12 protein-coding genes are annotated in these 12,471 nt (G+C 64.6%); 3 read left to right on the top strand and 9 right to left on the bottom strand.

Annotation, left to right across the window (positions count from 1 at the left end):
- Window positions 1-79: 79 nt before the first annotated feature.
- The 3 genes from V1290_RS22760 to V1290_RS22750 all read right to left on the bottom strand — a co-directional run bounded on the left by V1290_RS22760 (window position 80) and on the right by V1290_RS22750 (window position 1,976).
- The gene (locus V1290_RS22760) at window positions 80-781 is read right to left on the bottom strand and encodes a hypothetical protein (RefSeq protein WP_334366460.1); all 702 of its coding nucleotides are present in this window, start codon (window positions 779-781) and stop codon (window positions 80-82) included.
- Window positions 782-893: 112 nt separating this feature from the next.
- Window positions 894-1,601 carry a hypothetical protein gene (locus V1290_RS22755; RefSeq protein ID WP_334366459.1) on the bottom strand — a complete coding sequence of 236 codons (708 nt, stop codon included), beginning with the start codon at window positions 1,599-1,601 and terminating at the stop codon, window positions 894-896.
- A gap of 129 nt (window positions 1,602-1,730) precedes the next feature.
- Entirely contained in the window at window positions 1,731-1,976 is a 246-nt protein-coding gene (locus tag V1290_RS22750; RefSeq protein WP_334366458.1) for a hypothetical protein, read from the bottom strand.
- A 147-nt stretch (window positions 1,977-2,123) separates the two neighbouring features.
- Here V1290_RS22750 and V1290_RS22745 point away from each other — a divergent pair, with 147 nt between their 5' ends.
- A complete protein-coding gene (locus tag V1290_RS22745; protein ID WP_334366457.1) occupies window positions 2,124-2,774 on the top strand; it encodes a hypothetical protein in 651 nt (216 codons plus the stop codon).
- On the opposite strand, the gene V1290_RS22740 is transcribed toward V1290_RS22745, so the two are convergent.
- The gene (locus V1290_RS22740) at window positions 2,771-3,679 is read right to left on the bottom strand and encodes a DMT family transporter (protein ID WP_334366456.1); all 909 of its coding nucleotides are present in this window, start codon (window positions 3,677-3,679) and stop codon (window positions 2,771-2,773) included. The two genes, V1290_RS22745 and V1290_RS22740, sit on opposite strands and share 4 nt — an antisense overlap.
- Window positions 3,680-3,774: 95 nt before the next feature.
- Here V1290_RS22740 and pdxR point away from each other — a divergent pair, with 95 nt between their 5' ends.
- A complete protein-coding gene (gene pdxR, locus V1290_RS22735) occupies window positions 3,775-5,217 on the top strand; it encodes a MocR-like pyridoxine biosynthesis transcription factor PdxR (RefSeq protein WP_334366455.1) in 1,443 nt (480 codons plus the stop codon).
- Window positions 5,218-5,244: 27 nt separating this feature from the next.
- Here pdxR and V1290_RS22730 read toward each other — a convergent pair whose 3' ends face one another.
- Together V1290_RS22730 and V1290_RS22725 are read right to left on the bottom strand one after the other, a co-directional pair.
- Window positions 5,245-7,584: a mechanosensitive ion channel domain-containing protein gene (locus V1290_RS22730; RefSeq protein ID WP_334366454.1), complete on the bottom strand. Its 2,340-nt coding sequence runs from the start codon at window positions 7,582-7,584 to the stop codon at window positions 5,245-5,247.
- 214 nt (window positions 7,585-7,798) lie between these two features.
- Window positions 7,799-8,779 carry an NAD(P)H-dependent flavin oxidoreductase gene (locus V1290_RS22725; RefSeq protein ID WP_334366453.1) on the bottom strand — a complete coding sequence of 327 codons (981 nt, stop codon included), beginning with the start codon at window positions 8,777-8,779 and terminating at the stop codon, window positions 7,799-7,801.
- 96 nt (window positions 8,780-8,875) lie between these two features.
- Here V1290_RS22725 and V1290_RS22720 point away from each other — a divergent pair, with 96 nt between their 5' ends.
- Entirely contained in the window at window positions 8,876-10,438 is a 1,563-nt protein-coding gene (locus V1290_RS22720) for an AMP-binding protein (protein ID WP_334366452.1), read from the top strand.
- A 31-nt stretch (window positions 10,439-10,469) separates the two neighbouring features.
- Here the strand turns inward: V1290_RS22720 and minE are convergent, their stop codons facing one another.
- Genes minE through minC form a run of 3 tightly spaced genes read right to left on the bottom strand, consistent with a single transcriptional unit; the run spans window position 10,470 to window position 12,293 of the window.
- Window positions 10,470-10,763: a cell division topological specificity factor MinE gene (gene minE, locus V1290_RS22715; protein ID WP_156433752.1), complete on the bottom strand. Its 294-nt coding sequence runs from the start codon at window positions 10,761-10,763 to the stop codon at window positions 10,470-10,472.
- Window positions 10,760-11,575: a septum site-determining protein MinD gene (minD, locus tag V1290_RS22710; protein ID WP_171711705.1), complete on the bottom strand. Its 816-nt coding sequence runs from the start codon at window positions 11,573-11,575 to the stop codon at window positions 10,760-10,762. The genes minE and minD overlap by 4 nt, the downstream gene beginning before the upstream one ends.
- A gap of 19 nt (window positions 11,576-11,594) precedes the next feature.
- On the bottom strand, window positions 11,595-12,293 hold the full coding sequence (gene minC, locus V1290_RS22705; protein ID WP_334366451.1) for a septum site-determining protein MinC: 699 nt from the start codon (window positions 12,291-12,293) through the stop codon (window positions 11,595-11,597).
- Between the last annotated feature and the right edge of the window lie 178 nt (window positions 12,294-12,471).

Below are 12,471 nucleotides of genomic sequence, written 5' to 3'. Positions count from 1 at the left end.
GGTGCAGCGCTACGCGCTGCACCGCGTCCGGAACACGACAGCGATTCAAGAAGGATGCGCCGCGACTCTTCCGGATCGATCAATCCTGATCGAACAACCTGATCCGGGGCATTTCGATTCGTGCGGGCTCGCCAGCGAACGCTTCTTCGCGGATGATGATGCGCCGCGGCTCGGTTGCTTCCCGAACCTGCGTCTCGACCGCCTCGAGGTCCTGCTCGCGGGGCTGCTGGAAGCGGCGCTTGTCGGCCCAGCGCTGGCGCCGCTCGACGCGCCGCTGTTCGGCGGCAGCCCGTTTGAGATCGGCATCACGCGCCTTGGCAAACGCCTCCTGGGGCGCAGCAGCCTTCTCCGCAGCGGTCTTTTCGCTGGCCTGTTCGGCGGGCTTCGAGGGTTTCGGCGGTGGCGGTGCAGGTTGAGCGGCCGCTGCGTTGTTGGCCGTCTTCTCTTCGGCGGAAGCATTATTAGCAGCCGGCGCTGCCGCCGCCGCTTGCGGGTGTGGTTGCGTTGGCGGCTGTGGCTGCGTCTGTTGGGGTTGCGTTTGCGGCGGCTCCTGGGCGGGCGCGGAATTGGCCGCGGCCGCCGTCGCCGCGACATGGGGCACCGGCTCCGATGGCTCCGTCGAGACGGATATCGGCTCCGCTGACATCCGGCGTTCCAGTTTCGAGATCACATGTGTCGGCGGACTGACGATGTTGGCAGCCAGATATCCACCGCCAACACCGGCGGCGACCGCGACAATCACGGTTCCTGCACCCGCAAAAAAGGCGGTTGATGTGCGCATCGGCAAACTCCCTCATCCACGCGGGCAACGCGTGGGGTAGGGTGATGTTCCGGTACGGCGTTATGTGTAGGAGTTCTGTGTAAGGGTCGGAACCAGCGGCGCAGATCGCCGCTCAGATCATCGCGGCGACTTTTTCCAGCCCGATGATGCGGGCAAGCGAGCGCACTTCGCTCTTCTGGTCCTCACGCAACTGGAACAGCAGCGGCATCGCCGCCGATTTCAATTGCTGGACTTCCGCGGACTCTGGATCGATCGGCACGCCCGTCGCATTCGGGTTGGCCTGGCGGCCCGCATGAATCTTGCGGGCGACGGCACGCAGCGCAGTCTCCACCGGCGGCCAGTAGTACTCCTGCGACGCCGTCAGTTTCAGGCGGTCCTTGATGCCGGCGATCTGGCCATCGCTCAACAGTGTGTAGCTCTTCTGCGGCTGGGGCTTTGCTGCGGCCTTGGGCTTGACGGGCGCAGGCGCCGGCACCGGTGCCGTGCTCGGCTCAGCGGTGGACGTCGTGGGCGGGGCGGCGGGCGCCGCGATTTCCTTCGGCATGGCCATATCGACGGGCGAAGTCGAGGCATAGGCCCGGCGCAGCGATTCGTTCAGCGCGGGATCCCTGGGCTGGGGGTCAACCGCGGCGGTGGCGTAGCTCAGGACCGCCAGGCGATCCTTTTTGCCTTCCTTGTTCGAGACCGGCGCCTGGACGGAGGAAGCCGACGCCAGTTCGAACCGGGCGGCAGGTAGGCTGTCGCGGCCGACAATGGCGGTGACGGCGGCGCCGGCCACGAGAAAACAGATCAGCGCGACAATCGTCATAGTCTTGGTCAAAAAGGTCTCCATTCCCGCCGACGTTTGGCCCTTTTGCCGAAAACTGGATGATAATTGAGGCTATACGATGCCAATCGCCGCGCTGACGCGGTCGAAAAGATGGGGAAAAAGTCCCAAAAGGGCCCGGAATCAGGCCGCTGCGGCCAGTTCATAGGCCTCCTGGATATCGGCAACGATATCGGAGGCTTCCCACAGGGCGTCGGGGGCGACCTGTTGCAGGGTGACGGTCCAGTTGCTCTTGCGGTTGCGCGGCATGCTGACGACGTCGAATTCGATACCGCGGCACAGCGGATGCCGATCGAGCGCAAACATCACCCGGCGCCGGATCTCCTCGAGCGTTGCCGGGGTTTTGGCGAAATACCGATCGAAATCCATTCCATACCCCTTTCGATTTGCCGTCCGACCGTGGCGGCGGACCATCGTCTGGGGCTATTGTTGGGGCCGATATGGTTAACGGCGCGTTAAGCCTTCGGAATGGCAACCGCCGGGAGCCGAGTAAACGGCGCAGCGGAACAGCCCGGCATGGCTGAAGCGACATCCCAGATGACGTCGGTCGCTACCGGGCCATCGGTTCGCGCCGCGCTGGTGGCGGCGATCGCGATTTCAGCCTTCACGCTGTCGATCGCGACGTTCGAACTGTCGATAGCGGACTGGCCCTCCGGCTTCGTCCTGCTGGCCGTCGTGCCGCTGGTCGCGCTGGTGTTCTTCGGCTGCCTCGTGTGGTCGGCTTCGCTGCTCCCCAGGATCCGAACCGGTGGCGCGAAGTTCGCCCTTCCCTTCCTGATCTCCGCGCTCACGCTTGCCATTCTCGCCTACGCCCCGCTGCACCAGGTCGCCCTCCAGCAGAATTTCCGCTGGCACCGGGCCGACCGCGAACGGATCGTGGCGCGGGTCGAAGCCGGCGAGCTGAACCCCAACGTCTCCTACAACAAGAACCTAGTGGCGCTCGGCGACCGCGAGCCAAATGCTTCCGTCGGCAACGACATCGTCGTCGACGAGACGGAAGAAGGCACCTATGTGCTGTTTTTGACCTCACGCGGCCTGAAGCACCATTTCACCGGCTTCCTGCACGTGCCGCCGGGCGGCGATCCCAAAAACTTCTTCGAATTCGCCGACAAGCCGCCGAGCCGGCTCGAGCGCTACGACGAGAATTGGTATTTCGTGGCGAATTAGGTCGCATTCGCCCGGAGTGACCCGCCGGCGATGGTGCCAAGCGCGATGCCGCCGATGATCAGCGCCATCGCAAGAAACAGCGACGGCTCCAGCGGCTCGTTTAGCATCACGGTCGCGCTGACGATGCCGAGCAGCGGCGTCGCCAGCAGACACAGCGATGTGGTGACCGCCGGCAGGCTGCGGTTCACCACGGTCATCGCCCAGTTGGCGAATGCCGTGCAGACAATTCCGCTATGGAGCATCAACGCGGAAAGACGCCATGTCCACGCGATATGCGGCGGGCCTTCCACGAGCCACGCGATGAGCGACAGCAGCGCCGCCGCCAGCAGCACCTGCCAGAACACGAGTTGAAAGGGTGTCGAGATCCATTTGTGGGCCCTGACATAGACGATGTTGCCGGCCCAGCAGAACGCGGCAATCAGAATCAGGCCGCTGCCGAAAAGCGCGTTGCGGTCAGCCCAGTTCAGCGTCTGCGGATTGAAGATGACCGCGAGGCCGGCCAGGCCGCAGCCGATACCGATCGCGCGCCGGCGCGTGATATGCTCCGACAGAAACATGGCTGCTCCGATCGCGACCCATAGCGGCGTCGTATAGCCAAGCACGATCGCCCTGCCGGCCGGCACGAATTGCAGCCCGGCCGCCACCAGCGCGGAAAACGCCACCAGGTGCAGGATCGAGGTGCAGAACACGACCGGCAGGTCGCCGCGCTTCGGCACGATGAACGTCCCCTGCGCCCACAACATCGGCGCCAGCGTCGCGGCGGCGATCATGCAGCGCAGCGCCGTCGCCCATAGCGGGGACACGTCGTGCACGATCATCTTCGTCACCGGCCAGTTGGTCCCCCACGCGAACACGACACCGGCAAGCAGCGCCGCCGCGCTGCGGGTTGAAAGTCCACTGGCCATCTCGAACACGCCCCGTCACGAGCCGCTCGGCATTGCCTAGCCCTTTAACTGGCTCTAACGAAAGAACCAGTTTTTACGATTTACTGGAGCCAGTTGTGGACGACCTGATTCCCGGAATGCTGCATCTGGCGCGCGACAGCGGCGCGACCTTGACGCGCCAGCTCACCGACCAGTTGCGGCACCTCATCACGGAAGGACGCCTCGCGCCCGGCCAGCGCCTGCCCTCGAGCCGGCAACTGGCGGAATCGCTCGCCCTCTCACGCAACACCGTCTCGTTTGCGATCGAGCAATTGGCCGCGGAAGGCTATCTCTCGCTCTCCGCCGGACGCCGTCCGGTGGTCGCCGAAGGCCTATCGCTCGATCGCCGCAAAATGTCGCCGCGAAGCAGCCGGGCCGGAAGCGAGCGGATAGGCCTGTCGTCCTGGGCGCGCGGCCTGCAGCGGGCGGACTGGCCGCCTGTTCATGAGGGACGGCCGCGGCCGTTTCAGCCCGGGCTGGCGGACGAGCGCGAGTTTCCGCACGATGTGTGGAGCCGCTACCTGCGGCGCGCGGCGCGAAACGCACCGCTACGCCGTGACCGGCCCATCAACCATCGACCGCTACAGGAAGCGCTGCTCGGGCATCTCGTGGTTCATCGCGGAATCAAAGCCAAGGCCGACCAGATATTAATCGTGCCGACGGCGCAATCCGGCCTGACGCTGGTCGCAGATGCGCTGCTCGAGCGCGGCGATCACGCCTGGATCGAAAGCCCGGGCTATGGCGGCGCCAACGTCGCATTGCATGCCGCCGGCGCCATCGTTTCCGCCATACCGCTCGACGCGCAAGGCATGGCCGTCTCATCCCGCAAGGAGGCGCCGCGGCTGATCTTCGTCACGCCGTCGCATCAATATCCGACCGGGCGGCTGATGCCGATCGGCCGCCGTCTCGAACTGCTGCGTTTCGCGGAAGCCACGGGCGCCTGCATCATCGAGGACGACTACGACGGCGAATTTCACTATGAGGCCCGCCCGGTGGCCGCCCTGCAGGGGCTCGCAACGTCGCCGCGCGTGTTCTATCTCGGCACCTTTTCGAAAGCGACGTATGCGGACATTCGCTTCGGTTACCTCGTCGTCCCGGAAGCCCTGATTGATCAATTCGAACTGGCGCAGCGCCACATGGGAATGCTGACGTCGATCACCATGCAGGACGCGCTGGCCGAGTTCATCGCATCCGGCGCCTATCTCGGCCACATTAGAAGGATGACGCGCCTCTACAAGGGCCGGCGCGACCGCATGCTGCAGGCGCTTGCCACTGAAGCCGGCGACCGTCTCGCGATCGAAGCCCCAGCCGGCGGCATGCAACTGCTGGCAAGGTGCAGCGGACCGGCAAACGACCGGCGATTGTCGGCGCGCCTGCTCGACGCCGGCGTCGCCAGCCGGCCGTTATCGAGCATGCTGTATCACAAGACCAATGAGCAGGGCCTGTTTCTCGGCTTTGCGGCATGGAATGAAAAAGAGATCGATCAGGCGGCGCGCATCCTTGGTCGAATCCTGCGTTGAGACACGCGGATAGCGTTGCGTGACGAACTAGCCCGCCGCCCGCCTGGGCTTCGCATTCGCGGCGGCACCGGCGGGCGCCGGAACCTGCATCAGAATGGTTTGGCTAGCGGGCGCGATTTCCACGCCGCACTCCTGGAATCGCCGCTTCATGCGGCGGTTGAATTCCCGCTGCACCGGCCAGCGGCCGGCATCGCTGCAGCGGATCTGGCCGACGATCGAAGCCATCGAGCCGTCTACCTTGTCGACCCCCCACAGTTCGAGATCGCCGCGGATCAGGTGCTGGAATTCGGGCTCGCGCCGCATTTCGGCGACGATGTCCTTCAGGATCTGGCCGGCGCGGTCGGTGTCTTCCTTGTAGGCCACGTTGACGCTCACGGCGGCGTTGCCGGCGCCGCGGCTTGAATTGGTGATCGTCGTCACCGCACTGAACGGCACGATGTGCACGGAGCCGTCGCCGGCGCGCAGGCGAAGGGTGCGGATCGAGACATTCTCCACGACCCCTGACAGGCCAGACAGCGTGACGGTGTCGCCGACTTGCACCGTGTTCTCGATCAGGAGAAACAGCCCGGTAATGAGGTCCTGCACCAGTTTCTGCGAGCCGAAGCCGATGGCGATACCGACGATACCGGCGCCGGCGAGCAGCGGTGCGACATTGACGCCGATCTCGCTGAGCGCCGTGAGGCCAACGACGACGACGATAAGGCACAACAGTGCCGTTCGCAGCATCGGCTGAAACGTGCGCAGCCGCGCCGCGCGGGCGTAGTGACCGTCGCGCGACAGTGCGGTAACCTTGCGGTCCAGCAACGCGTTGCTGATTTCCCAGATCGCCGCAGCAGCCAGTGCTGCAATGCCGACGGTAACCACCGCCGACACGAGCCGGCTGCCGATCTGGCCGCCGTAGAACCAGACGATGGCGTCGATGCCCCAGACTTCCAGCAGCGCGACAAAGCCGATGAAGGCGATCGCGGCCGAGATGACGTTGCGCAACAGCGGCAGATAGCGGTTGGCGCGGTTCTCCAAGCCCGGAAAGCGGCGCAGGAGTTCTGGGCTGATGCGGAAGCCACGATCGATCAAGCTCAGCACCAGCATGGTGGAAAGACGCACGATCAGCGCAACCGCGACGGTGCCGACGAAATATTGCAGGAGCAGCGCGTAGCCGTTGCGGATGTTGAGCGCCCACACTGCCCATAAGGCGAGGTCGAGCGCGATCGCAAGATAGTGCCACAGGCCGGCGACGCGGTTGCGCACCCTGGCGGCTGTGCCGTCGCGGCCGGCCGGCGCGCGAATAGCATCCGCAACCTGGCGGCGGCACTGCAGGATAATGACGACGATGAAGAGATGGACGACCAGCATCACCAGGCGCAGCAACGCCATGTAGCCGCCGCGATGCAAGCCCAGCAGCAACGCCACATTGGCGAAGGCAATGCCCGAAACGCCAACGGTGACGATGCGCCGCGCCCATATCTCGATATAGGCTGCGGTCTCGGCGCGAACGCGAAACAGGCCGAAAGGTCCGGCCAGAGCCCGTACCACGCAGATCAGCCCGCGAGTCAGCGCATAGGCGTTGACGACCGCGAGGATCACGAGCCGGGCGGTTGCGAGATCGCCGATCCCGGTTCCCAGCAACGTCGTGGCGGTACCAGTAAAGACAAGCACCGGGAGCAATTCGAGCGCGAGCCGTCCCAGCACGAAGGGCAACCTGACCAACGACTGCCAGGTGCGCGCCAGACTGAGGCGGCGCCGATGCAGCTCGGGCGCGGCCGTGACGTCAGCCACGGAGGATGGCGGATCGGCCACCGCCAAAGTCGCCACCGGCGCGCGCGCCGCTTGCGGCAGGCGCGCTTCCAACAGCGCCACCGGGCGCTTGATCAGCCGGAAAACCAGCCACTCGGCAGCGAGGGCGCAAAGAAACACCAGCGCCAGTTTCCACGCGATGTCGAACAACTGGTGATAGGCGGACGGATCGTTGGCGGTCCGCACGAACCAGTAATAGAACGCCCGAAAGTCCGTCAGCGTCCGCGCCACATCGGCGACCTCGCGCGAGATCTCGCCGACCCGCTCGGATACCGTCAGCAGGAGCTGTGCGCCGAGGCTGTCGGCGGTGAGCGGCATCGCGGATTGCTGTTCGGGCGCGGGAGCCGCGCCTTGCGGTGGCGGCGAGGCACTGGCGATCGCACGTAACGTCTCGATGACTTGCGCGCGCTTCTTGTCATCGGAAAGCGTCTCGAGCGCCCGCTTCGCCTGATCGGGCGTCAGGACGTCAGCTTTATCGCTAGGGGCGGCAGGCGCAGCGCCGGGCTGCGCGAAAACCGGGAAGTTAAACAGCGCGCAGATGAGCAGGATCGCGGGGAAGAGCTTGTGCGACACGAAGGCCTCGCTGAATAAAATGCGCCCGGCGGCGAAACCTGGAATCGGTCTCGCCTTCGCGCGTGCGTCATGTCGGATTGCCTGTTTTCGCCGTCATCCTGTGTCGGAAGTTTGCCAGCGCGGCGGCTTTCTCTTGGCATTTGCCGTTGGGCGCGCCCTGGCATTGCTGCATCACAAAAATGCAGTGGCTGGATCGCCGGGAACCTTTTGCGCGCTAGCTAAATCGCAGGCGCGTGGCAGCGTCCCGATATTCCGCCGCTGTGCGCGCAACCATCTCGTCGACCGAAAGAACCTCCGTCACGCCCGAAACGGCATGTCCCGCACTCCAAATATCCTTCCAGCGTTTCGGGCGGTTCTCGCGCGCGCCGATGTCGATATCCTTGGCGATATCGATCGCGCCCCGCTCGGGAAGATCGTCCGGATCGAGACCGGCGGCCTCGATCGAGGGGCGCAGCATGTTGGTCTGCAGGCCCGTGAATGCCTTGGTCAGCAGGATGTCGTCGGCGCTGCTGGCGACCAGCATCTCCTTGTAGCGCGCGTCCGCCATGCTCTCCCGCGTGGCGATGAATTTGGTACCCATATAGGCGAGATCGCAGCCCAGCGCCTCGGCCGCGCGCAGGGCGTGACCATCCGCGATGCCGCCCGCCAGCACCAGCGGTCCGTCGAAGAAGGCGCGCACCGCGCGCACGAACACGAAGGGATTGAGCCAGCCGGTCTGACCGCCCGCGCCTGCCGTTAGCAGCACCAGCCCATCGGCACCGGCAGCCGCCGCGCGCTCGGCATGGCGGATGGATGCGACGTCGGCAAACACCAGCGCGCCGGCATCGCGCAACGGCTTCAATACCGGCGCCGGCGAGCCGACGGAGGTGATAACCATTTCCGGCCGATGATGCAGCAGCACCTGCAGATCCTGCTCCAGCCGCGCATTGGAGCGATGCACGATCAGATTGGCGCATACAGGCGCTGCGGGCTTGCCGCTTGCATCCGAGTGCTCCTTCAGCCGGTCATCGATGTCCGTCAGCCATTGATCGAGTTGTTCGGGGCTGCGGCAATTTACGGTCGGAAACGAACCGATCACGCCGTTGCGGCAGGCGGCTACCACCAACTCGACGCCGGAGACGAGAAACATCGGCGCCGCAATCAGCGGCAGGCTGAGGCGGTCGCGAAAGCGCGAGAGCAAGTCGACAGGTGGCAAGGCGTTCTTCCCGGCTTGAGCAGGCTTCTTGTTGTGCTAGCGTTACCCGACATTGGCACGGACGAAGGCCAATTACAAAACAGCGGGAGGAAGAAGATGGGCAATCCGCTCTACGCGTTTCCGGCGGCATGCGAGCAGACGTTGCTGGCGCTGGCGCGCTACCCGGAGCGCACGGCGTTCGCCTGGCCGGGCGGATCGCTCACCTATCGCGGCGCGACCGACATGATCGGGCGCATGCAGAGCGTCTTCATGCAGTTCGGCTTCCAACCCGGCAGCCGCGTCGCGTTTCTCACCGCCAACCGCGCCGACACCTGGTGCGCCGGTGTCGCCGCGCAGCTCTCGCGGTTGGCGATTACCTGGCTGCATCCACTGGGTTCGCTGGACGACCAACTGTTTCAGCTCGAGGATTCCGAGGCGCAGATGCTGGTGGTCGACGCGATTACCTTCCGCGACCGCGGCGGCGAACTCGCGGCCAAAGCGACCGGTCTGAAGACTGTGCTCACGCTCGGTCCCGCCAGTTACGGCGACGATCTCCTGCAGGCGATTGAAGCCGCCGGCAGCGCCACGGCGCGCAGCTTTGCCGGACCCGACGACATCGCCACGCTCAATTACACCGGCGGCACCACGGGCAAATCCAAGGGCGCGCTCCGCTATCACCGCGAATATGGCGGGTTTGCCAGCGCGATCCTCGCTGACTTTGAAATTCCTGATACCCCGCGCTACCTGACGGTTGCGCCGATCAGCCATGTCGCGGGGACAAAAGTGCTGCCGACGCTGATGCGCGGCGGCACCGTGCATATGCTGAAAGGCTTTGATCCCGAAGCCGTGTTCAAGACCATCGAGCGCGAGAAGATCAATTTCACCCTGTTCGTGCCGACGATGATCTACGTCATGCTGGATCATCCCTCCCTCGACAAGACCGACCTCTCCTCGCTCGAACTCTTGCTGTACGGCGCATCTGCGATGTCGCCGAGCCGGCTGGTCGAGGGCATCGAGCGAATCGGGCCGGTGTTCTCGCAGCTCTACGGCCAGACCGAATGTTATCCGGTATCCGTGCTGCGCAAGGCCGACCACGATCCCAGGACGCCGGAGCTGTTCCTGTCCTGCGGATTCCCGATTGCCGCTTGCCAAGTGAAGATCCTCGACAATGACGACCAGGAAGTCGCAACCGGCGAGGCCGGCGAGATCTGCGTGCGCGGCACGCATGTGATGGCCGAATACTGGAAACGGCCCGACGCGACTGCGGAGACGCTGAAGAACGGCTGGCTGCACACCGGCGACATCGCGCGATCGGACGAACGCGGCTACATGTTCATCCTCGACCGCAAGAAGGACATGATCGTCTCCGGCGGCTTCAACATCTTTCCGCGCGAGGTCGAGGATGTCTTGTCGCAACATGCCGACGTCGCCATGGTCGCCGTGGTCGGCGTGCCCGACGACAAATGGGGCGAGGCCGTCACCGCCGTGATCGTCGCCCGCGAAGGCGCGCGACCGAATCCGGACGAGCTGATCAACCTCGTGAAGGCGAAGAAAGGCTCGGCGCACGCGCCCAAGCATATCAAGTTCGTTAGCGAGTTGCCGATGACCGGCGTCGGCAAGGTCGACAAGAAGGTGCTGAAGGCAGGCTTCTGGACCGGCCGCGAGCGGATGGTGGGGTAGCGATTAATTAGCTCGGTCGGCAGCGCGCCTTTCAGCCGGCCATGCGCTTTTCGGTAGGAGCCTTCTTGTCGAAATTATTGGGCACTTCGATATCGACTTCGAGTGTCGACACCGTCTTGCCGCGCTCCAGCTTAACCATCACCTTGTCGGGATCGAGCACCACGTGCTTCGACACCACCGCGAGGATTTCCTCCCGCAGCGTGGCCAGCAAGTCGGACTGACCGAGTAGCCCGCGCTCATGCGCTAGCAAGATCTGCAGCCGCTCCCGCGCAACGGGGGCGGATGCATTGCGGCCGCTAAACAGCCGCAGCAGATTCATGCTCATGCAGCTCTCCGTCCCAGCAAGCGGTTCATGAAGCCCTTGCGCTCGGCCGGCACGGTCATGGCGACTTCCTCGCCCATCAGGCGGCGTGCGGCATCGATATAGGCGCGGGCCGGCGCGCTCTCGGCATTGTTGAGCGTCACCGGCGTGCCGACGTTCGACGCCTTCAGGACATCCTGGCTCTCGGGAATGATGCCGAGCAGAGGCGTCGCGAGGATTTCCAGGATGTCGTCGATGTTGAGCATCTCGCCGCGCGCCGCACGCGCCGGATCGTAGCGGGTGATCAGCACATGCTTTTCCACCCGCTCGCCGCGCTCCGCCCTCACCGTCTTCGAATCGAGCATGCCGATGATGCGGTCGGAGTCGCGCACCGAGGACACTTCGGGATTGGTGACGATGACGGCTTCGTCGGCGTAGCGCATGGCGAGCGTCGCGCCGCGCTCGATGCCGGCCGGGCTGTCGCACAGAATCCAGTCGAACCGGCTCCTGAGCTCGGCGATAACGCGGCCGACGCCCTCGTCGGTCAGCGCATCCTTGTCGCGGGTCTGTGAGGCCGGCAGCAGCCAGAGATTTTCCAGCCGCTTGTCGCGGATCAGGGCCTGCGGCAGCTTGGCGACACCCTGCACCACGTTGATGAGGTCGAACACCACGCGGCGTTCGGCGCCCATCACCAGATCGAGGTTGCGCAGGCCGACATCGAAATCGACCACCACGACGCTTTGCCCGCCTTGCGCAAGCGCCGCACCGAGCGCGGCCGTCGAGGTGGTTTTTCCAACGCCTCCCTTGCCCGAGGTAACGACCAGGACCTTGGCCATACTTGATCTCCTTAGCCGGTTAATTCAGCGGGGTAATTTTCATGGTGTCGCCCTCCAGCCAGGCTTGCGCCGGGCGGTTGCGGAGCGCGACGTCGATTTCTTCTGCGGTCTGGTAGTAGCCATCGATCGCCAGCAGCTCGGCCTCGATTCTCTGGCAATAGATCCGTGCGGCCGAATTGCCGTTGACGCCAGCCATCGCACGGCCGCGCAGCGTGCCGTAGATGTGAATCGATCCGCCGGCGACGATCTCCGCGCCCGACCCGACCGAGCCCAAAACCGTGACATCGCCTTCCATGAAGACGATGGACTGGCCCGAACGTACCGGGTTCTCCAGCAGCAGCGAGGTCGGCTTCTTCGGCTCGGGCTCCGACTTCTGCGTCGGCTCGTTTCGCGTGATCACGCAGGCACGGCCGCCGGTCAGCAAGGGCGGCATGTTCGCCGCGAGACGATCTTCCTCCACACCCTCGATGCCGAGGACGCGGATGTTGCGCTCGTTGAGACTGCCGACGAGATGGGCGATGGCGGAGCTTGAGAGGTCGACGGCTGAGAGATCGAGCACGATCGGCTTGCCGACGAAGTATCCGGGCGAGCGCGCCAGCGTGGCGTCGATCTCGGCGAGCCATTCCACGATCGGCACGACAGGGCTGAATACGAACGCGACATAGGACCGGCCGCGCAGCCGGACCAGTTGACGCGTGGGATCCGCTCGGACGTCCATGATGTTCGACTCGCCTTTCTTATTGAATGGTTAACAATCGACGAACTTGGTTAACGAGTAATTAATGTGAAAACCCGCGCTACGCGCAGAAAACAGCGCAACGAGCGGCGAATCCGGCGCATTTGTGGCCGATTCATGCTGCTTATCGTGCGGAACGCATGCCAAACCCTTTGAAAAC

The sequence above is a fragment of the Bradyrhizobium sp. AZCC 1578 genome (genome assembly GCF_036924675.1).
Lineage (GTDB): Bacteria > Pseudomonadota > Alphaproteobacteria > Rhizobiales > Xanthobacteraceae > Bradyrhizobium.
This window is presented reverse-complemented; position numbering and strand designations above follow the sequence as displayed.

Excerpts from the sequence above, each read along its gene's own strand:
- V1290_RS22760 (WP_334366460.1), bottom strand. The coding sequence starts at position 781 with ATGCGCACATCAACCGCCTTTTTTGCGGGTGCAGGAACCGTGATTGTC.
- V1290_RS22750 (WP_334366458.1), bottom strand. The coding sequence starts at position 1,976 with ATGGATTTCGATCGGTATTTCGCCAAAACCCCGGCAACGCTCGAGGAG.
- V1290_RS22745 (WP_334366457.1), top strand. The coding sequence starts at position 2,124 with ATGGCTGAAGCGACATCCCAGATGACGTCGGTCGCTACCGGGCCATCG.
- V1290_RS22740 (WP_334366456.1), bottom strand. The coding sequence starts at position 3,679 with ATGGCCAGTGGACTTTCAACCCGCAGCGCGGCGGCGCTGCTTGCCGGT.
- V1290_RS22720 (WP_334366452.1), top strand. The coding sequence starts at position 8,876 with ATGGGCAATCCGCTCTACGCGTTTCCGGCGGCATGCGAGCAGACGTTG.
- minE (WP_156433752.1), bottom strand. The coding sequence starts at position 10,763 with ATGAGCATGAATCTGCTGCGGCTGTTTAGCGGCCGCAATGCATCCGCC.
- minD (WP_171711705.1), bottom strand. The coding sequence starts at position 11,575 with ATGGCCAAGGTCCTGGTCGTTACCTCGGGCAAGGGAGGCGTTGGAAAA.
- minC (WP_334366451.1), bottom strand. The coding sequence starts at position 12,293 with ATGGACGTCCGAGCGGATCCCACGCGTCAACTGGTCCGGCTGCGCGGC.